Annotated in this window: 19 protein-coding genes; 5 read left to right on the top strand and 14 right to left on the bottom strand. The window is 73.7% G+C overall.

What is annotated here, in order from left to right; translation table 11 throughout:
* A partial coding sequence (locus tag PINTE_RS14045; RefSeq protein WP_157087256.1) for a DEAD/DEAH box helicase occupies positions 1-773 on the bottom strand: 773 nt, incomplete at its 3' end.
* A 97-nt stretch (positions 774-870) separates the two neighbouring features.
* Here PINTE_RS14045 and PINTE_RS14040 point away from each other — a divergent pair.
* On the top strand, positions 871-1929 hold the full coding sequence (locus PINTE_RS14040) for a glycosyltransferase (RefSeq protein ID WP_068431865.1): 1059 nt from the start codon (positions 871-873) through the stop codon (positions 1927-1929).
* 6 nt (positions 1930-1935) lie between these two features.
* Here the strand turns inward: PINTE_RS14040 and tatC are convergent, their stop codons facing one another.
* The 11 genes from tatC to dop form a co-directional block, all read right to left on the bottom strand.
* Complete coding sequence (tatC, locus tag PINTE_RS14035) at positions 1936-2796, bottom strand: twin-arginine translocase subunit TatC (protein WP_245642952.1); 861 nt, start codon at positions 2794-2796, stop codon at positions 1936-1938.
* Between the two features lie 206 nt (positions 2797-3002).
* Positions 3003-3407 carry a Sec-independent protein translocase subunit TatA gene (gene tatA, locus PINTE_RS14030; protein ID WP_068431862.1) on the bottom strand — a complete coding sequence of 135 codons (405 nt, stop codon included), beginning with the start codon at positions 3405-3407 and terminating at the stop codon, positions 3003-3005.
* 64 nt (positions 3408-3471) lie between these two features.
* On the bottom strand, positions 3472-4503 hold the full coding sequence (locus tag PINTE_RS14025) for a helix-turn-helix transcriptional regulator (RefSeq protein WP_068431859.1): 1032 nt from the start codon (positions 4501-4503) through the stop codon (positions 3472-3474).
* Positions 4504-4507: 4 nt separating this feature from the next.
* Positions 4508-5593 carry a helix-turn-helix transcriptional regulator gene (locus tag PINTE_RS14020; protein ID WP_084343608.1) on the bottom strand — a complete coding sequence of 362 codons (1086 nt, stop codon included), beginning with the start codon at positions 5591-5593 and terminating at the stop codon, positions 4508-4510.
* Positions 5594-5612: 19 nt separating this feature from the next.
* Positions 5613-5999: an FKBP-type peptidyl-prolyl cis-trans isomerase gene (locus tag PINTE_RS14015; protein WP_068431856.1), complete on the bottom strand. Its 387-nt coding sequence runs from the start codon at positions 5997-5999 to the stop codon at positions 5613-5615.
* A 109-nt stretch (positions 6000-6108) separates the two neighbouring features.
* Positions 6109-7122, bottom strand: coding sequence for an FKBP-type peptidyl-prolyl cis-trans isomerase (locus PINTE_RS14010; protein ID WP_157087255.1), 1014 nt, complete (start codon positions 7120-7122; stop codon positions 6109-6111).
* 161 nt (positions 7123-7283) lie between these two features.
* A complete protein-coding gene (pafA, locus tag PINTE_RS14005) occupies positions 7284-8678 on the bottom strand; it encodes a Pup--protein ligase (RefSeq protein ID WP_068431849.1) in 1395 nt (464 codons plus the stop codon).
* Positions 8679-8682: 4 nt separating this feature from the next.
* Positions 8683-9579, bottom strand: coding sequence for a proteasome subunit alpha (gene prcA / locus PINTE_RS14000; RefSeq protein ID WP_068431846.1), 897 nt, complete (start codon positions 9577-9579; stop codon positions 8683-8685).
* Positions 9576-10439 carry a proteasome subunit beta gene (prcB, locus tag PINTE_RS13995; protein ID WP_068431868.1) on the bottom strand — a complete coding sequence of 288 codons (864 nt, stop codon included), beginning with the start codon at positions 10437-10439 and terminating at the stop codon, positions 9576-9578. Before prcB ends, prcA begins: the two co-directional genes overlap by 4 nt.
* Before the next feature lie 65 nt (positions 10440-10504).
* Complete coding sequence (locus PINTE_RS13990) at positions 10505-10714, bottom strand: ubiquitin-like protein Pup (RefSeq protein WP_068431844.1); 210 nt, start codon at positions 10712-10714, stop codon at positions 10505-10507.
* Between the two features lie 285 nt (positions 10715-10999).
* Positions 11000-12622, bottom strand: coding sequence for a depupylase/deamidase Dop (dop, locus tag PINTE_RS13985; RefSeq protein ID WP_068431840.1), 1623 nt, complete (start codon positions 12620-12622; stop codon positions 11000-11002).
* Positions 12623-12778: 156 nt separating this feature from the next.
* Here dop and PINTE_RS13980 point away from each other — a divergent pair, with 156 nt between their 5' ends.
* Complete coding sequence (locus PINTE_RS13980) at positions 12779-14287, top strand: hypothetical protein (protein ID WP_068431836.1); 1509 nt, start codon at positions 12779-12781, stop codon at positions 14285-14287.
* A 30-nt stretch (positions 14288-14317) separates the two neighbouring features.
* On the opposite strand, the gene PINTE_RS13975 is transcribed toward PINTE_RS13980, so the two are convergent.
* Positions 14318-14695 carry a YciI family protein gene (locus PINTE_RS13975; protein ID WP_068431833.1) on the bottom strand — a complete coding sequence of 126 codons (378 nt, stop codon included), beginning with the start codon at positions 14693-14695 and terminating at the stop codon, positions 14318-14320.
* A 177-nt stretch (positions 14696-14872) separates the two neighbouring features.
* Between PINTE_RS13975 and PINTE_RS13970 the strand changes: the two genes are divergently transcribed.
* From PINTE_RS13970 to PINTE_RS13960, 3 genes are all read left to right on the top strand, one after another.
* Complete coding sequence (locus PINTE_RS13970) at positions 14873-15847, top strand: alpha/beta hydrolase (RefSeq protein ID WP_084343605.1); 975 nt, start codon at positions 14873-14875, stop codon at positions 15845-15847.
* 145 nt (positions 15848-15992) lie between these two features.
* Positions 15993-17093, top strand: coding sequence for a ribose-phosphate diphosphokinase (locus PINTE_RS13965; protein ID WP_245642951.1), 1101 nt, complete (start codon positions 15993-15995; stop codon positions 17091-17093).
* Positions 17090-17491: a DUF3054 domain-containing protein gene (locus PINTE_RS13960; protein ID WP_068431828.1), complete on the top strand. Its 402-nt coding sequence runs from the start codon at positions 17090-17092 to the stop codon at positions 17489-17491. Before PINTE_RS13965 ends, PINTE_RS13960 begins: the two co-directional genes overlap by 4 nt.
* A gap of 161 nt (positions 17492-17652) precedes the next feature.
* Here PINTE_RS13960 and arc read toward each other — a convergent pair whose 3' ends face one another.
* Positions 17653-19443, bottom strand: a complete 1791-nt coding sequence (gene arc, locus PINTE_RS13955; protein WP_084343604.1) for a proteasome ATPase — start codon at positions 19441-19443, stop codon at positions 17653-17655.
* Positions 19444-19535 lie beyond the last annotated feature (92 nt).

Here is a 19535-nt window from a genome sequence, read left to right as displayed (position 1 = left end):
GCGTGCCCGTCGCGCCCGTCCCGCCTGTCGCGGCCGTCGCGCCTGTCGCGCCTGTCGCGCCTGTCGCGGCCGGGGTGCCCCGGCCCCGGGGTGCGCTCGACGAACAGGTCGTACAGCTCGCGGCCGACGAGCATGTGCTGCCACAGCGGCACCGGGCGGTGCTCGGAGACGACGACCTCGGTGTCGCCGCGCACCGTGCCCAGCCACGCGCCGAACTCCTCGGCGTTGCTCACGGTCGCCGACAGCGACGCGACGAGCACGTCCTGCGGCAGGTGGATGATGACCTCCTCCCAGACCGCCCCGCGGAACCGGTCGGCGAGGTAGTGCACCTCGTCCATGACGACGTACCCGAGCCCGGCCAGCGTCGAGGAGCCGGCGTACAGCATGTTGCGCAGCACCTCGGTCGTCATGACGACGACCGGGGCCTCGGAGTTGATCGAGGAGTCGCCGGTGAGCAGGCCGACCGCGTCGGCGCCGTGCCGGCGGGCCAGGTCGGCGTACTTCTGGTTGCTCAGCGCCTTGATCGGCGTCGTGTAGAAGGCCTTGCGGCCGGTCGCCAGCGCGAGGTGCACGGCGAACTCCCCGACGACGGTCTTGCCCGCCCCGGTCGGCGCCGCGACGAGCACCCCGCGGCCGTCCTCCAGCGCCGCCGCGGCGCGCTCCTGAAAGTCGTCCAGGGGAAAGTCCAGGGAGGCGGCGAACTCGGCGAGGCGTGGATGCCGGGCGGCCCCCCGCCGGCGGGAGTTCGCGAACCGTTCGGCGGGACTCGACATGGCAGCACGGTACGTCAGCTCGGCCCGACCGGTGAGCACGGCCGCGCCAGGCGCGCCTCGACCACCCCACAGGGATCGTGAATTACGCTGCGGCACAGTGATCTACAGACTCTTCTCGACGACCACCGGCGCGCCGGAGCCGCACGATCGGCGGCCGGCGCTGAGCACCATCGGGTGCGACGACCCGGCGTGGCAGCGGCTCGTCGCCGACTACCGCAGCACGAGCCGCACCGGCGGCCTGCGCGACCACGCCCGACTGTGGCGCGCCGCCCGCGGCCGCGACGTGCTGATCCTCAACGGCGCGCACGACCGCTCCCGGCGCTACCGCGACCTCGTGTTCGCCGTGCTCCTCAAGGCCGGGTACCGGCTCCGCGGTCGGCCCGTGCCGCCCGTGCTGCTCGTCGACGCCACCTGGGAGCCGGGCAGCCGGGCCCTGGCGCGCTCCCTGCCCCGGCTGGCTCCGCTGCTGCCCGCGGCCGCCCGCGCCGCCGTCCGCGCCCTCGACGGGGACCACCTGCGCTACGTCGTGCTGAGCCGCGATGAGCGGTCCCGCTTCGCCGACACGTGGGGCGTCGACCCGCAACGCGTGCTCTTCCAGCCCTTCCCGCACACGCTGTGGAACCTGCCCGAGCTCGAGGTCGGCTCCGGCGGGTACCTGTGGTCCGGCGGCAACTCCCTGCGCGACTACGACCTGCTCGAGGAGGCGGTCCGCGGCCTCGACCTCGACGTGCGGGTGCACGCCCGCTGGTCGCCGCGCCGGCCCGACTCCCCGATCCGGGCCGCGACGAGCTCCCACGAGGAGTTCGTCCGCTCCCTGGCCGGGGCCCGGGCGGCCGTCGTGCCGCTGCGGCCGGCCGTGCGCAGCGCCGGGCAGCAGACCTACCTCAACGCGATGGCGTTGGGTAAACCGGTCGTCGTCACCCAGGCGCCCGGGGTGCTCGACTACATCCGCCCCGGCGAGACCGGCATCGTCGTGCCGCCGACGCCGCAGGCCCTGCGCGCGGCGATCGTCGACGTCATGGATCCGGCCAACGCGCCGCGGTACGCGGCGATGGGGGCGGCGGCCCGGCAGGACGTGCTCGACCGGTTCACCGAGCACACCTACCGGACCGGCCTGCTGCGGCACGCCGGGCTGCTCGCCCCCGAACGCGCCTGAGGCGCACTACAGCTCGCTGGCCCTCTCGTCGGGCAGGTCGGCCCACTCCGGGCGGTTCTTCGCGCGGCGACGGTCGATGAGATAGGCGATGCCGCAGGCGGCGAAGTACAACCCGCACATCGGCATCGCGAGGGCGATCATCGTCCACGCGTCGGGGGTGGGCGTCATCATCGCCGCGAACACGAAGTTGAGGATGATCGCGATCCGCCAGCCCTTGATCATGATGTGCGCGGGCAGCACGTGCGCGTAGTTGAGGCCCACGAGCAGCACCGGCACGAGGAACGCGACGCCGAACGCGAGGATGAACCGGGTGACGAACGCGAGGTACTGGTCGGCGGGAATGAGGTTCCAGGAGTGCTGCGGCGTGAAGTCGATGAGCACGCGCACCGCCGTCGGCAGCACGTAGTTGGCCAGCGCGCACCCGGCGAGGAACAGCGGCACCGCAGCGAGGATGAAGACGACCGCCGTGCGCTTCTCCTTCTTCGTCAGCCCGGGCACGATGAACGCCCAGATCTGCCAGAGCCACACGGGGCTGGCGACGATGACGCCGAGCCACAGCGCGACGGTCAGCTGGAGCCCGAACGGCGTGGTCAGCCCCTGGTAGTTGAGGCCGATCTCGCCCCAGCCCTGGCCCCGTCCGATGATGCGCAACGGCTCGGTGAGGAAGCTCAGCAGCGGTTCGTACTCGATCCAGCCGACGACGCCGCCGGCGACGATCGCCAGGAGCGCGACGATGAACCGGTTGCGCAGCTCGCGCAGGTGGTCCCCCAGCGACATCCGTCCCTCGGGGTCACGCTTCTTGCGCCGGGGCACCCGCACCTTGCGGCGCTTCGCGGGCGCGTGGGTCTTGTCCGCGGTCGAGGGCACCGGCGGGCCGGCGGGAGCGGACGCGGCGCCATCCCGAGCGTCTCGGCCGTCCCCAGCATCCCGGCCGTCCCCACCTGGAGTCGGGCCGGCGGGCGTGGAGTCGGACGTCGTGGCCACCGTCGCGGATACCTTCGTTGCCTCTAGCTGGAGCGGTTACTCGGCGGGTCGTCGGCCCCGGGGGTCGAGCCCGGAGCCGACGACCGCCCTCACTGGCGGTGGTGCGGGGCCTGCGGGTCGCCGGACGCGCTGGCCGCGGGCGCCTCGTACTCGGTCGTGTCGCGTTGCTGCGACTCCGGATATTGCGGGGCCTGTTCATCCCGCACGTAGTCGCCGCCGACGCGGTCGCGTTCGCTCGTGGCCTGCGACGCCGCCTCCGGCTGCTCCGGCCGCTCGCCGGCGCTCGTGCGGGGCGAGGCCTCGCCGCGCACGGTGTCGCGGCTGGCGGCGCTGGGCTTGTCGGTCTTCATCTCGTCGACCTCGGCCTTGAAGATGCGCGCGGAGCGGCCGAGCGAGCGGGCGGCGTCGGGCAGGCGCTTCCACCCGAAGAGAAGAATGATCAAGATGATGAGGACGACCAGGTGCCAGCCCTCGAAGAGTCCACGAACTCCCATGACGTGTGCCTTCCGTCGTCTGCGAACCGGCCGGAACTCGGACGGATCGGTCCTCGCGGTCACTTTACATGTCGTCGTTGTACGCCCGCGCGGCGTCGAGGGCCCCGGCGCGTACCTCCCGGGCCAGCCAGTCGGGCGAGACGACCCGGGCCTGGCCGCCCAGCCGCCACAGCAGCCGGCGCACCCAGCCGGGGTCGCCGACCCGCAGGATGAGCCGGGCGCGGCCCGCCGGTTGCCCCGGCAGGTCCGGCAGATCCGTCACCCCCTCGTGCGGGTAGTAGTCGGCCACCCACCGCGCCGAGGGGGCGAGTTCGAGCTCGACGAGCGTGTCGGCCGCGGCCCCCTGGTAGACGCCCGCGTCGAGGTCGCGGCCCCGGGCCTGCGGCGGCGGCGTGCCGTCGGTGTCGAGCACCTGCAGCCCCTCGATCCGGTCGAGCCGGAAGAGCCGCACGTCCCGCGCGCGATGACAGAACGCCTCGAGATACCAGTGCCCGTCCTGCGCGAACAGCCGCATCGGGTCGACGTCGCGGCGGGTCAGCTCGTCGCGGCTGGCGACGAGGTACTCCAGGCGCGCCCGGCGCCGCGTCGACAGGGCCCGTTGCAGGGCGACGACGCGATCGGTCTCCGCCTCGTCGGCGACCTGCACGTGGATGCGCCGGCCCGCGGCGTCGACGAGCGGGCGGGCCGCGGAGCCCGTGGCCGCCTCGAGTTTGGCGAGCGTGGAGGCGATGACGTCGGCGTGCCCGCCCGCGTCGTTCTCCTCGCCCCGCGCCTCGATGGGAGCGGTCGCCTCGATGGCGCGCAGCGCGACGATGAGCGTCAGCGCCTCCTCCAGGCTCAGCCGCAGCGGCCGGGCGATCGTGTCGGCGTTGCCGAGGTACACGCGGCCCGTCTCCCACTCGGCCTCGATGAGGTCGTCGGGCATGCCGCCGGGCAGCCCGCACAGGAACAGCAGCTCGAGGTCGCGCTCGAGGGCGGCGGGGGTGAGCCCGAACTGGGCCGCGGCCTCCTGCATCGGCACCCCCTGGTGCGCGAGCAGCCAGGGCACCATCGTCAGCAGCCGCGCGACCCGCGCGGTCGAGGTCTCCTTGCTCATCGGCTCATCGCGCCTCCCCCGCGTCGAGTCCCGGTTCGAGCCCTGCGTCGAGCCCGGGTTCGAGCCCCGCGTCGATCCCGGCGTCGATCCCGGCGGCGGCGCGCAGCCGCGCCAGCACCGCCTCCCTGATGGGCGGGGGGCCGACGACCCGCACGTCGGGGCCGTACCAGCACAGCTCGTCGACGAGCCGCTGCGAGTCGGTGTACGGCACGTCGATCTCCTCCCAGCTGCGCGCCTCGGGCGGCCTCGACGGTTCGGCACTCGGCACCGCCCCGGCCCGGCGGCGCAGGGCGTGGGCGCGCCCGGCCCGCACGCTGACCCGGGCGGTGCCGCCCGAGTCGGCCTCGCCGGCGCGTCCGCTGAAGCGCACGGTCGCCCGCGCGTCGTGGTCGGCGGGCACCTCGTAGGAGCCGGGCCGCCCCTCCCGGCGCACCGCACCCTCGATCCGCCCGAGCCGGAACACCCGCTGGGCCTGCCGGTCGGTGTCGAACCCGGTGAGGTACCAGCGGCCGTGCCAGGAGGCGATGCCCCACGGCTGCACGTGCCGACGCTGGGGACGGCCGGGCGCCGCGGACCCGCCGCGGTAGTCGAACGCGATGGGGTAGGTCTGCACGACGGCGGCGTGCACGGCGTCGAACGCCGGCTCGACCGCCCGCACACGCGGCTCGACGCCGAGCGCGGGACTGGCCGCCGCCGCGTCGAGGTCGACCCCGGAGGCGCCGAGCTTGCGCAGCGCCTCGGCCCCGGTGCCGGCGAGCGAGGCGTGGGTCCACGTGCGGGCCGCGAGACTGAGCGCCGCGACCTCACCGGGGGTGAACTCGATCTGCGGCAGGGCGTATTCGCGCCGGTCGATGAAGTAGCCGGTGTCGTCCTCGAAGACGGGGTCGACGCGGCTGTGCAGCGGGATGCCGAGGCCGCGCAGCTCGTCCTTGTCGCGCTCGAACATGCGGTCGAACGCCTCGTCGGCCTCCTGGTCGTACTGGGGCACCGCCCGCCGGATCTGGTCCTTGCGCAGGGGCCGGCGGGTGTGCAGCAGGCAGATGACGAGGTTGAGGAGGCGTTCGACCTTCTCCGACGCCTGCGTGCTCATGCGGTGGGCGGCGACCCGATCAGTGGACGTCGACGAGGTCGACGACGAAGATCAGGCACTCCCCCGGCTTGATGACCCCGCCGGCGCCGCGGTCGCCGTAGGCCAGGTGCGCGGGGATCGTCAGCTTGCGGCGGCCGCCGACCTTCATCCCGGCGATGCCGGTGTCCCACCCGGCGATGACCCGACCGGCTCCGAGCGGAAAGTCCAGGGGGGTGCCGCGGTTCCAGGACGAGTCGAACTCCTCGCCGGTGGAGTACGCGACCCCGACGTAGTGGGCGCTGATGAGGCTGCCGGGTTCGGCGACGGCTCCGTCGCCCTCCCAGAGGTCCTCGGCGACGAGCTCGGCCGGGGCCGGTCCCTCGGGAAAGTCGATCTCGGGCTTGCCGACGCTGGCGTCGAACGGCATGACGCTCCTTCGAACGGGTGTCTGGTCCGTGCGTCACGCTACCCGGTCGGCCGCCGTCGCGCAGGCACGCCCCGCCGAGCCGTCGGCAACCTCGTCAGCAGCCCGCGCCTCAGGAGGCGTCGAGGATGTCGATGACGAACACCAGCGTGTCGGTGCCGGTGATCGACCCGTCGGGGTTGCCGGTGGAGCCGTAGCCGTCCTTCGGCGGCACGACGAGCAGCAGGCGGCTGCCGACGGTCTGGCCGACGATGTGCTCGTCCCACGCCTTGATGAGCTGGCCGGTGCCGACCGGGAACTCGACGTAGCCCTGAGGCTGCTTGCCGGAGTAGTCGAACGGGGTGCCGGGCTTGCGCCACGTGACGCCGGTGTAGGTGACCCGCACGGTCTGGCCGGCGACCACCCGCGGACCGTCGCCGATGACGAGCGGCTGCGCCACCGTGTCCGCGGGCGGGTCGCCCTTGGGCACGGAGATCTTCGCGGGCTCGTTCGGCGCGCTCGGCATCGTCACCGTGGGCAGGCCGGCGCGCGGCGGCACCGCCGTGCCCTGCGCGGTCTTCAGCGGCGCCGTGGCGCTGACGGGTTCGAGCACGTACAGCAGCGTGTCGGACGGCTTGATGTCGAGCTGCTCGTCACCGGCGGAGCCGACCGCCTCGGAGGCGGGGATGGCCAGCAGCAGACGCGCGCCGATCTTCTGCCCGATGAGCGACTCGAACTGCGGGATCTGCCCGATCGGCAGCGTCACCGGCTTGTCGCTCCACATCGTCGCCCGGGGCTTGCCGTCGCGGGCGTTGACGAGCAGGTACTTGGTGACGACCTTCTGGTCCGCGCTGATCTTCGCCCCGGTGCCGTCGCGCAGCACCCGGTGCTCCGGCTGGGCCACGGTCATCGGCACCTGCGGCAGGTGCAGCGTGGGGGCCGCCGCGCTGCTGCCGCCCTCCTCCACCGAGATCTGGTTGAGGATCCCCGACGACGGAGCACTCGTCGACGTCGCCGCGGAGGCGGTGGTGGCGGCGTCGTCGGCCGTGCCCGCGTCGTCGCCGCACGCGCCGAGCAGGAGGACGGCCGGCAGGAGCGCGGTGCACGCGGTGGCCATGACGCGACGGACGCGACGGGGCAGATTCACTCGTCAGCCTTCTTGTCCGCGGCCGCGCGGCGACCGCTGTTACCAGGGGATTTCACGATACTGGCCGGATCTGGGGGCAGTCTGCCAACAGACTCGACATCGCCTCGGCCGCAGCGAATTCGTTACGCAATCAGGCAGGTCAGGGCGCGCCGGCGCCCGGCTCAGGGGCCGTCGACGCTCGCGGCCGCGGCCGCGATGAGCCGGTCGACCCGCTCGTCGTCCGCGGCGAACGGGTCCTTGCACATGACCGTGCGGCCGGCGCCGTCGTTGAGGCGCAGATGAGTCCAGTCGACGGTGTAGTCGCGCCCGTGGCGGCGGGCGCTCTCGACGAACGCGCCGCGCAGCGCGGCGCGGGTCGTGCCCGGCGGGTGCGTGCGGGCCCACGCCACGCGGTCGTCGTCGACGTGCCGGGTGGCCCCGCCGCGGGCCTGGACGATCGCGAAGAGCCCGCGCCCCGGCTGCACGTCGTGGTAGGCGAGGTCGAGTTGGGCGACGCGCGGGTCGCCGAGGTCGACGCCGTGGCGGTCGGCGTACCGCTGCAGGAGCCGGCGTTTGAGCACCCAGTCGACGTCGGCGGCGACGTCGTCGGGGCGGCCCGACTCCAGGGCGGTGAGCACGCGGTCCCACAGCGCCAGCACTGTCTCGTCGTGCGCCGCGGCCGCGCCCGTGCGCGCCACGAACGCGGCCGCCCGCCCCTGGTACTCCCGCTGCAGCTGCAGCGCGGTGAGGGCGCGGCCGTCGGCCAGGTCGACCGTGACGCCCGCGGCCGGGTCGCGGCAGATCGCCCGGATCGCCTTCGCGGCGCTGACCAGCGACAGGTCGGGCATCGGCTCGCCGGCCTCGTGCATCCGCAGCACGAGGTCGGTGGCGCCGACCTTGAGCAGCGTGGAGCTCTGCGCGAGGTTGGAGTCGCCGACGATGACGTGCAGCCGGCGGTACAGCTCGGCGTCGGCGTGCGGCTCGTCGCGGGTGTTGATCATCGGGCGGCTGCGGGTGGTGGCGCTCGAGGTGGCCTCCCACATGACGTCGGCGCGCTGGCTGACGTGGAACTCCGCCCGCTGCCTCGCGCCGTCGGGCACCGTGGCGACGCGCCCGGCTCCGCAGACGATCTGGCGCGACACGAGGAAGGGAGTCAGCAGCTCCCCCAGGCGCGCGAGGTCACTGCCGCGCGAGACGAGGTAGTTCTCGTGGCAGCCGTAGGAGTTGCCCGAGGAGTCGAGGTTGTTCTTGAACAGGTAGACGGTGCCGGTGAGCCCGGCGTCGGCGATGTGCGCGCGGGCCTCGTCGACGAGGTCGGTGAGCAGGCTCTGGCCGGCGAGGTCCTGGGCGAGCAGGTCGGTGAGCGTGTCGCACTCGGCGGTCGCGTACTCCGGGTGGTTGCCGACGTCGAGATAGAGCCGGGAGCCGTTGGGCAGGAACACATTCGAGGAGCGCCCCCACGCGACGACGCTGCGGAACATGTGCCGGGCCACCTCGTCCGGGCCCAGCGTGCGGCGCCCCTCGTGGGTGCACGTGAGGCCGTACTCGGTCTCCAGGCCGAAGATGCGTCGGTCCATGCGGTCAGTCGCCCTCCGCGTCAGGCTCCGGTCGCACGTCGTCGCGCTGCGTCTGCGGGTTGGTCGCCGGCCCCGGGGCGCCGGTGGGCTCGCCCTGTTGGCTTGCCGGTTGGCCCTGCGGGCTTGCCGGCGCCGGTGTGGGCACGGGGTTGCCGGAGGTCGTGACGACGGGCTCGTCGGTGTCCGGCAGGTCGTCCATCGGGTCTTGCGCGGAGAGCAGCTGGGTGAGCAACGGGCCGGGGATGCGCCGGAACGTGCGCCGCGGCCGGGTGCGGTCGAGCACGGCCACCTCGAGGGTGTTCGCGTCGAGCTCGCGCGGCGGCCCGCCGTTGGCCGGCGTGGCCAGGCTCGTGATCGCGCACTGCAGGGCCTGTCCCAGGTGCAGGCCGGGGCGCCAGCTGCGGGCGAGCACGGTGGCCAGCGCCTCGGTGTTGCCGCCCATGACGACATAGCCCTGCTCGTCGGCGACCGAGCCGTCGTAGGTGAGCCGGTAGATCTGGTCGTCGGCGGGCGCGCGGCCGACCTCGGCGACGACGATCTCGACCTCGTAGGGCTTGTGCTCCTGGGTGAAGACGGTGCCGAGGGTCTGGGCGTAGGCGTTGGCCAGGCCGCGGGCGGTGACGTCGCGGCGGTCGTAGGAGTAGCCGCGCATGTCGGCGTAGCGCACGCCGGCGACCCGCAGGTTCTCGAACTCGTTGTACTTGCCGACGGCGGCGAACCCGATGCGGTCGTAGATCTCGCTGACCTTGTGCAGGGCGCGCGAGGGGTTCTCGGCGACGAACGCGATGCCGCCGGCGTAGGCGAGCACGACGACGGACCGCCCGCGGGCGATGCCCTTGCGGGCGTAGTCGGCCCGGTCCTTCATCACCTGCTCGGGCGAGACGTAGAACTGCTGGCTCATCGCGCACCCCCCGGGTTGTCGCGCCGGTCGTCGACCACGGCCTGCACGACGGCCGCGAGATCGTCGTCGGCCAGCAGCCGGGCCCCGTCGACGTCGACGGCGGCACACGTCGGCCACAGGCGCCGGCCCAGATCGGGCCCGCCGGTGGCGGTGTCGTCGTCGGCTGCGTCGTACAGGGCCTCGACCGCCACCCGCACGGCCTGCGACAGCGCCATGTCGGGGCGCCACAGCTTCTTCAGGGAACCGCGGGCGAACAGCGAGCCGGAGCCGACGCTGTGGTGGTTGCTTTCCTCGTAGCAGCCGCCGGTGACGTCGTAGGAGAACATGCGCCCGCAGCCGCAGTCGACGTCGTAGCCGGCGAAGACGGGCACGACCGACAGGCCCTGCATGGCCAGCGCGAGATTGCCGCGGATCATCGTCGCGAGGCGGTTCGCCTTGCCCTCCAGGGACAGCACCGCGCCCTCGAGCTTCTCGAAGTGCTCCAGCTCGACCTGGAAGAGCTTGACCATCTCGATGGCGATGCCCGCGGTGCCGGCGATGCCGACCGCCGAGTGGTCGTCGGTGACGAAGACCTTCTCGATGTCGCGGCTGGCGATGATGTTGCCCATCGTCGCGCGCCGGTCACCGGCGAGCAGCACCCCGCCGGCGTAGGCGAGGGTGACGATCGTCGTCGCGTGCGGCGCGAGCAGCGGGCCCGCGGCGGGGTTGACGCCGCCCTGGCCCACGAGCCGACGGCCCGGCAGCAGGTGCGGGGCCGCCTGGCCGAGGAACTCGGTGAACGAACTGGAGCCGACCTCGTGGTAGCCGCCCGGAAGCCGCCCCCACGGGTCGGCACCCGACGCGCCCGGATGCCCGGACACCCCCGAGGACCCCGGGTAGCCCGGGTGGCCGGCGCGCCCGTCGGTGCCGAACGGGCCGAACGGACTCACTGGCCGCCCTTCTGGACGAAGCCGGAGACGAACTCCTCGGCGTTGCTCTCCAGCACCCCGTCGATCTCGTCGAGCACGCTGTCGATGTCGGCGTCGAGCTCGGCCTTGCGGGCGCTGGCCTGCGGCGCCACCGGCTCCGGTGGGCCGGGCGGCTCGGGGTTCTCGCTGCGGTTGCGCCGCGGCTGCAGCTGCTCCTGACCGGCCATGGGTGGACCCTCCTGCCTGCGCTGTGGGGCGTGTGCGCGTCGTCGTTCCACCTTAGGGGGTAGGTCCGACAGCCTCGCGGGCCCTGCCGATCGCGGGGGCCGCCCAGCGCGGGGGCGCCGATCGCGGGAGCCGCCGAGCAAGGGCGGGGCCGGCCGAGGGATTCGCCATATCGACGACCGCGACGGCCCCGTGCAACCACCCGCACCGCGCTGACCTGCACTGACCTGCACTCACGTCGTCGGCCGACCGTTCGGCATCGTCGATACGGATCTATCTCGTCGCCCTCAGCCGGGCGGACCGAGCAGCTCGGCGACGAGGCCGGCGGGGTCGGGGTGCCGGTCGAGCAGCGCCTCGACGAGGTGGCGGGTGCCGCGGGAGGGCTCGGCGGTGACGAGGCGTTGCAGGCGGTCGTGCCCGGGCAGCTCGAAGACGACCGACTCCCACGAGGCGGCCGACACCGCCTCCCCGTAGCGGCGCACGCACTCGCCGCGGAACCACGCCCGCGTCGAGGGCGGCGCGGCCGCGACGGCTGCGGCCACCTCCTCGTCGGTGGTGAGCCGGTCGATGCGGCCGGCGCGTTCGAGGGTGCGGGCGATGCCCTTCCCGGGTCGCAGGTCGGACCACTGGAAGTCGATGGCCGCCAGGCGCGCCGAGTCCCAGGCGAGGCCGTCGCGGGAGCGGTACTGCTCGAGCAGCGCGAGTTTGGCCACCCAGTCGACCTGTGCCCGCGCCTGCATCGGGTCGCGCCCCAGCCGGGTCAGCACGTCCTCCCACAGCGCCATCACCTCGCGGGTGTCGTCGTCCCAACTGCTGTCGCCGCGCCCGGCTCGGGCGTCGAGCCACGCGTGCGCGGCCTCGAGGTAGCGCCAGTGCAGCTCCAGCCCGGTGAGCCGGGTGCCGTCGGCGAGCTCGACCTGTGCCCACAGCGTCGGGTCGTGGCTGATCGCGTGCAGCTGCGGCAGCGGCTCGCGCATGAGCAGGTCGGGCGGCAGCGCCCCGTCCTCGATCATGCCGAGCACGATGCTCGTCGTGCCGACCTTGAGCAGGCCGGCGACGTCGCACAGGTTGGCGTCGCCGAGGATGACGTGCAGCCGCCGGTACCGCCCGGGCGCCGAATGCGGCTCGTCGCGGGTGTTGATGATCGGGCGGTGGAAGGTCGTCTCGAGCCCGACCTCGGCCTCGAAGAAGTCGGAGCGGCTCGCGATCTGGTAGCCGGGCCGCTGCGAGCGCTGGCCGAGGCCGACACGCCCCGCGCCGCAGATGATCTGGCGCACGACGAAGAACGGCGTCAGGCCGGCGACGATCGACGCGAACGGGGTCGCGCGCGGCATGAGGTAGTTCTCGTGGGTGCCGTACGAGGCGCCCTTGCCGTCGGTGTTGTTCTTGTACAGCGTCGGGGTGCCCTCGCGCGGGGGCCGCAGCCCGGCCGCCTCCTCGTCGGCGAGCACCTGCGCCGCCCGCGTCATGACGAGCTCGCCGGCCCGGTCCCACACGAGCGCCTCCCGCGGGGTGGCGACCTCCGGGGACGAGTACTCCGGGTGGGCGTGGTCGACGTAGAGCCGAGCGCCGTTGGTGAGCACGAGGTTGGCGACGCCGGGGTCGTCCTCCCACTCGTCGGTGAGCTGGCTGACGTGCGCGTCGAGCCGGTGCTGGGAGAACCCGCGGGCGTCCGACAGCGGGGTCTCGGCCGCGTAGTCCCAGCGCACGCCCAGGGGCGACCGGCCGCCGCGCCCGTTGGTCCCTGGGCCCTGCGGGGGCTCGGAGTCGGGGGCCCGGCCCGGCTCCGGCGCGCTGCGGCCGTAGGCGCGCACGACGTCGCCGGACAGGATCATCGGGTTGGCCTGCGGCCGCCCGGGCACGCTGATGCCGTACTCGGTCTCGATGCCCACGATGCGTCGCACGCTCATGGGCGCCACCCTACGCATGGCTCTGGCTCGCGCCGGATCGTGAACACTCGCATAACGATCCGAACCGGGCATTGCCGTGGCAGCCTCGGCGGATCGACACTGAAATCCTCAGCGGTCCAGGGGGATCCGCGACGTGGGGACGTGGGGGATGATCCGATGACGAGTCATGTTGTCGAGCACACCGACCGGGGCGCCTCGGGGGCGTCCGCGGCGACTGGAGGAGCGGCCGGGCCGCCGCCGGGATCGAAAGGGGCGGGCTCCTCGTGGGCGTGGTGGCTCGGCGGGGGTCTGCTCGCGCTCGGCGGGCTGGCGAACTTCACCGGAGCCTGGCTGCGCTGGTTCGGGCCGATGCGCCAACCGGACCTGGCGACGCGGCAGAACGATTCGTCGACGCCGCTGACGATGGGCCGGCACGTCGTGCCGTACAGCAGCGAGCTCACCGCGGCCGGACACCTGCTCGTCGCCGTGGCGCTCATCGCGCTGATCTTCCTCACCTGGCGGCGGCTGCGCTGGGTCGCGGCGCCGGCGCTGCTGCTCGGCGCCTACTCGTTCGCGGGCCCGGCGGTGCTGTGGCTGCGCGAGCGGCTGACCGGCATCGACTCCGTGCCCGTCGTCGACCAGGAGCCGGTCGACGCCTGGTCGGCCTGGATGTGGGAGCCGGCGACGCTGATGTGGATCCTGGGGTTGGCCCCCGTCGTCCTGCTCACCTGCGCGGCCATCCGCGCGAACGCGACGGACGACGGCGCCGGGCGCGATCGCCGGTGGGCGCCGGTGGTGCCGGCGTTCGCGCTGCTCACCGCCTCCGCGATGGTGTTGGAGGTGCTCGTGCTCACGATGTTCGACGTCAGCCATGACGACCCGCAGGGCTTCGGCATGTACTCCGGCGCGGGCCAGGCGCTCGCCGGCGCCTTCGTCGTCGCGGGCGCGGTGCGGGGCCGGCCGAGGTCAGCGCCGCGAACGCCTCCCGGGGCGGGCGTCGTCGATTCGCGCCCGTCGCCGCGCGGCCGTCGGGCCCTGCAGATCGGCGGGGCGCTCATCGTGCTCAGCGGGCTCGTCGGCCTCGCGCTGCTGGCCACGGCGGCGACGGGGCCGGACGCCCCGCAACTGCCGGACGACGCGTCGAACCTGACCGGGCGCTTCGTCGCGGGCATCGCCGGGCAGGCCCTGTTCGTGGCGGGCACGCTCGCCCTGGTCGCCGGGCCGTGGCGCGGCTGGCGCCGGCTGCTGGCCGCAGTCGGCGCGGCGCTGGCCCTCGTTCCCGCCGTGGGGTCGATCGTCGGGACCCTCGAGCTCATGACCGGCGGGGAGTCGGATTGGTGGGCCCGCAACGAGCTGCCGGCCACCGCGTGGAGCGTGCTCGGCGCTCTCGTCTTCGCGCTCACGCTGGTCATGGCGCACCTCGCCGAGCGCGAGCCTTCGACCCCCGGATCGGCGCGCGCCCTGCCGATGCTGCCCGTGCTGCTCGGCACGATCCTGGTGGTGCTCGCCCAACCGCCGGTGCTGCTGAACATCGGGTTGGCCGACAGCCCCGAGGCGCCGCTCGCCACCTTGCCCGGGCTGATCACTGCCGCGGTCACCGTGCTGTGGGGCCTGGCCTGGTGGGTCACCGGCCGCACCGGTCGCCGCGCCGCGGAGAACGTCCCCGCAGCGGGAGACCGTGACTGACGCGGGCCGCGAGACTCCGGGCGAACCGTCCTACGGCTGCCCGGCGCGGTCGTCGCCGGGGCCGGCGAGCTTGCGCAGCTCGATGAGGTCGCCGCTGGCGGCCAGGTGCCTGCAGCATTCGACCAGCCCGTCGGGGTCGTCGGTCTCGATGAGATAGAAGCCCGCGATCTGTTCGACGGTCTCGCTGAACGGGCCGTCGGTGACCACCGCTCCGCCCGAGCCGTCGGGGCGCAGGGACAGCGCCTCGGACGACGGGGTGAGCGGGCTGGCGAGGATCTGAGTGTGGCCACCGGCGCGTAGCACGGCACCGAAGCGCTCGTGAGCACGCATCCCCGCCGCGTGCGCCTCGGGCGGCAGGTTCTCCCATTCCTGCTCGGGAGCGGGCAGCAGGACAAGGTAGCGAGGCATGGGACCCTCCTTCGTCGGGCGAGCCCTGGCGGCTCGCTCACCAGGGTGACGGGCGAGGAGCCCGCAGATCGACAGTCGGCCTCGAAAAATCGTCCGTGGGATCAGGGGCGGCCGGTGGCGCTCGCGCGCCGGCGGCCCCGCGTGGTGGCGCATCGGGGCCCGGCGCAGCATGGAGGCATGAGTCAGGCTCCCGCCGCACGTACCGTGCCACTGCGCACCCGGCTGCTGCACCGGCTGTCGCGGGTGGCCGGCTCCGTCGCCGATCAGAGCCCGCAGGAGCTGGCCCGTCGGCGCGTGGTGCCGCGGCGCACGAGGCTGCTCGACGCGATCACCGGGCCCGTGCACCCCGGTGTCACGATCGTCGACGACGAGGTGCCCGTGCGCGGCGGACGGCGCGTGCGGGTGCGGCGCTACCGTCCCGAGGCGGCCACCGACCCGGCGCCGGTGCTCGTCTTCTTCCACGGCGGAGGCTGGACGCTCGGGCAGGTCGAGGACTACGACCCGCTGTGCTCGCACCTGAGCTCGCAGGCCTGTCTCCTCGTCATCTCCGTCGACTACCGACTCGCGCCGGAGCACCCCGCGCCCGCCGCGGTCCACGACAGCATCGACGCACTGCGCGGGCTGCCCGCCCTCGTCCCCGGTTGGGGCGGTGACCCCGAGCGTCTCGCGGTCGCCGGAGACAGCGCGGGCGGCAACCTCGCGGCGGTGTGTACGCAGCTGGTGCGCGACGAGGGCGGCCCGGCTCTGGCCGGCCAGGTGCTCATCTACCCCAGCGTCGACTCCACCTGCCTGAACCGCTCGAAGATCGAGTTCGCGCGCGGGCCGATCCTCACCCGCCGCGACACCGATGGCTTCTTCGCCAACTACCTGGGCACCGCGCCGGACGCCCTCACCGCGCTCGACCCGCTGATCTCCCCCGCCCTCGGGCAGCTGCACGACCTGCCGCCCGCGCTCGTCCAGGTCGCCGGCCTCGACCCGCTGCGCGACGAGGGACGCCGCTACGCCTACGCCCTGCGCGCCGCCGGTGTGCCCGCCGACCTCACCGAATATCCGCGCGCCCCGCACGGGTTCGCCAGCACCCCCGGCTTGTGCGTCGGCGTCGCGGGGCACCGCGACGAGATCGTCGCCTTCCTACGGCGGCACCTGGGCTGAGCCCGGCCTGGACACCCGACACCCCACCGACACGCCGCCGCGACACGACCGACACGACCGACGCGCCGACGCCTCCTGAAGCCTGCGGGAGGTCTCGTTATGCTGAGCCGCGACGCTCTCCCTGCGACGACGAGGTGGCCCCTTCGTGCGTGACGTCATCGTGTTCTCCGGAAACGCCCACCCGGGCCTGGCCCGCCGGATCTGCCAGCACCTCGGAGTGCCGTTGTCGCCGGTCGACATCAAGCGGTTCAGCAACGACTGCCTGCAGGTGCAACTGCTGGCCAACTGCCGTCAGCGCGACGTCTACATCGTGCAGCCGCTCGTGCCGCCGACGCAGGACCACCTCATGGAGCTGCTGCTCATGATCGACGCGGCCCGCGGCGCGTCGGCGGCCCAGATCACCGCGGTCATCCCGCACTACGCGTACGCCCGCTCCGACAAGAAGGACGCCTCCCGCATCTCGCTGGGCGGGCGGCTCGTCGCCGACATGCTCAGCACCGCCGGCGTCGACCGGGTGCTGACGATGGCGCTGCACGCTCCGCAGGTGCACGGCTTCTTCTCGGTGCCCGTCGACCACCTCACCGCCATCGGCGCGCTCGCCGACCACTTCCGCGGCCAGAGCCTCGACGACCACGTCGTCGTCTCCCCCGACCTCGGCAACGCCAAGACCGCCACCCAGTTCGCCCGGCTCCTCGGGCTGCCCGTCGCCGCGGGCAACAAGCAGCGGCTCGCCGACGACCGGGTGGAGATCGACTCGATCGTCGGCGACGTCGACGGCAAGCCCGCCATCGTGCTCGACGACGAGATCGCCACCGGCGGCTCGATGATCGGGCTCCTCGACAAGCTCGGCGAGGCGGGCTGCCCCAGCGCCGCGGTCGCGTGCACGCACGGCCTGTTCGCCGGCTCCGCGCCGCAGCGGCTGCAGGCGCACCCGCTCATCAGCGAGGTCGTCACCACCGACACCGTCCCGCCGCCCGCGGACTGGCCCGGGCTGCAGGTGCGCTCGGTCGCCGGACTGTTCGCCGAGGCGATGGCCCGCATCCACATCGGGGAGTCGGTGAGCAGCCTGTTCGACGGCGTCGACCCGCGGCACGCGCCGCCGCAGTTGTCGCTGCACTTCGCCGACGGGCCCGTCTCCCAGGAGCCGGAGCAGCCGACGCTGCCCCGCCAGCCCGAACCGCCGGGGTCGCCGGCCGGCCGGGTACCGTCGCACCCGACCCGCACGGCGCAGGAGGTCAGCGCATGAGTTCCCCGACCGTGGGTCGCCCGGTGGCGCCCACCGTCTCCACACCCGTCGCCGCCGTGCTCGACGCGGTCGTCATCGTGGTCTTCGCCGCGCTGGGCCGGATGAGCCACGCCGAGGGGATGACGGCCGCGGGGGTCGTCGACACCGCGTGGCCGTTCCTCGTCGGCGCGGTGCTCGGTTGGGTGGTCTCCTACGTGCTGCTGAGCCGGGCGCCCACCGACTCCTCGGGCGCGGTGCTCGTGTGGGTCGGCACGATCGCCGGCGGCATGCTGCTGCGCGCGATGACCGGCCAGGGCGTGGCCACGAGCTTCATCGCCGTCGCCTCGATCGTCACCGGTCTGCTGCTGTTCGGGTGGCGCGCGGTCGCCGGCGCGATCGCCCGACGCCGCCGCGCCTGACCCGCGCACAGCTCGCGCCGGCGCGCCTGACCCGCGCATAGCTCGCGCCTGCTCGATCGCGCGACGCCGCCTGCGCCCGAAGTCCCGCCTGGCTCGAAGGCCGAGCCGGCGCGACGGACCCGCGGCCGCCTCGATCGCCAGACGACGCCGCCCGACTCGCCTTACAGGTAGGTGCCGCGCGGCTCGACGTCCTCGATGCCTCGCGGACGCCCGCCTGGCCGGGTCCCGGGCGTCCCGGGCTCCCCGCTGAGCTCACCCTCGGGCGCCGCGACCGGCTCCTCCTGCGGCGCGATGCGCCGGATCGCGACGACCCGTTCGCCGCGGCGGCCGGAGACCCGGGCCCACTCGTCGGGGTTGGTGGTGCCGGGCATGTCCTCGTTCTCGACGAACTCGGCGACGCAGGCGTCGAGCAGGTGCCGGGTGCGCAGCCCGCGCTCGCCGGTGGCGAGGAACTCCTTGATCGCGGCCCGCTTGGCGCGGTCGACGATGTTCTGGATCATCGCGCCGGAGGCGAAGTCGGCGTAGTGCAGCACCTCCCGCGAGCCGTCGGCGTAGCTGACCTCGAGGAAGCGGTTGTGCACCCCGCGGTCGTACATGCGCTCGACCGCGGCGTCGATCATCGCGCTCGCGGCGCGGGCCGGGTCGCCGTCGGCCGCGGCCAGCTCGTCGGCGTGGAACGGCAGGTCGGGCGTGAGGTACTTGGCGAAGATGTCGCGGGCCGAGCCCTCGTCGGGGCGTTCGATCTTGATCTTCGCGTCGAGCCGGCCGGGCCGCAGGATCGCCGGGTCGATCATGTCCTCGCGGTTGCTGGCGCCGATGACGATGACGTTGTCGAGGCGCTCGACGCCGTCGATCTCGGCGAGCAGCTGCGGCACGATCGTCGTCTCGACGTCGCTGGACAGACCCGAGCCGCGGGTGCGGAACAGCGAATCCATCTCGTCGAAGAAGACGACGACGGGCGCTCCGGAGGTCGCGTGCTCGCGGGCCCGGGAGAAGATGAGCCGGATCTGCCGCTCGGTCTCGCCGACGTACTTGTTGAGCAGCTCCGGGCCCTTGATGTTGAGGAAGTAGCTCGTCGTCTCCTGCGTGCCGCGCGCGGCGGCGCTCTGCCGGGCCAGGGAGGCCGCGACGGCCTTCGCGATGAGCGTCTTGCCGCAGCCGGGCGGGCCGTACAGCAGCACGCCCTTGGGCGGGCGCAGGTGGTGCTCACGGAACAGCTCCGGGTGCAGGTAGGGCAGCTCGACCGAGTCGCGGATCTGCTCGATCTGCCCGGCGAGACCGCCGATGTCGTCGTAGGTGATGTCGGGCACCTCCTCGAGCACGAGGTCCTCGACCTCGGCCTTGGGGATGACCTCGTAGACGAAGCCCGACCGCGTCTCCAGGAGCACGTGGTCGCCGCCGCGCAGCACCCGGCCGGCCAGCGGCTGGGCGCGGCGCACGACCCGGTGCTCCTCGCCGTGCACGACGACGACGAGCCGGTCGTCGCCGAGCACCTCGTGGACGACGACGACCTGGCCGGTCTCCTCCCAGCCCGCGACGGCCACCACCGCCAGCGCCTCGTTGAGCCGCACGTCGCGACCGACGGCGAGGTCGTCGGCCTCGACACCGGGGCTGACCTGCACCCGCAGGCGCCGGCCAGCCGCGAGCACGTCGAGCGTGCCGTCGTCGTGGCGGCTCAGCACGACGCCGTAGCTCGACGGCGGCGTGGCCAGGGCCTCGACCTGCTGCTTGAGGGAGACGAGCTGTTCGCGGGCCGTCTCCAGCGTGCGGACCAGACCCTCGTTGCGGCGCTGCAGCGACACGACCTGCGCGTGCAGGCCCGCCGCGCTCGTCTGCGGACGCCGCGCCGGCTGGTCGGCGTGTGGCCGGTCGGCCGCGGGCGGCTGATCGGCCGCGGGCGGCTGATCGGCTGCGGGCGGCTGGTCGGCTGCGGGCGGCTGGCTCTGGCTCATCGCTCCACTCCTTGCGTGTCGTCGGGACGCTCACGCGAGTCCGGTTCGGTGCCCTGGCCTGCCGAAGCTGCCGGAGCTGCCAAAGCTGCCGG

Origin of the sequence: Piscicoccus intestinalis NBRC 104926 (assembly GCF_001515525.1) — a bacterium.
Taxonomy (GTDB): domain Bacteria; phylum Actinomycetota; class Actinomycetes; order Actinomycetales; family Dermatophilaceae; genus Kineosphaera; species Kineosphaera intestinalis.
Note: the sequence above shows the minus strand (reverse complement) of the source record. Positions and strands in the feature narration are given on the sequence as shown.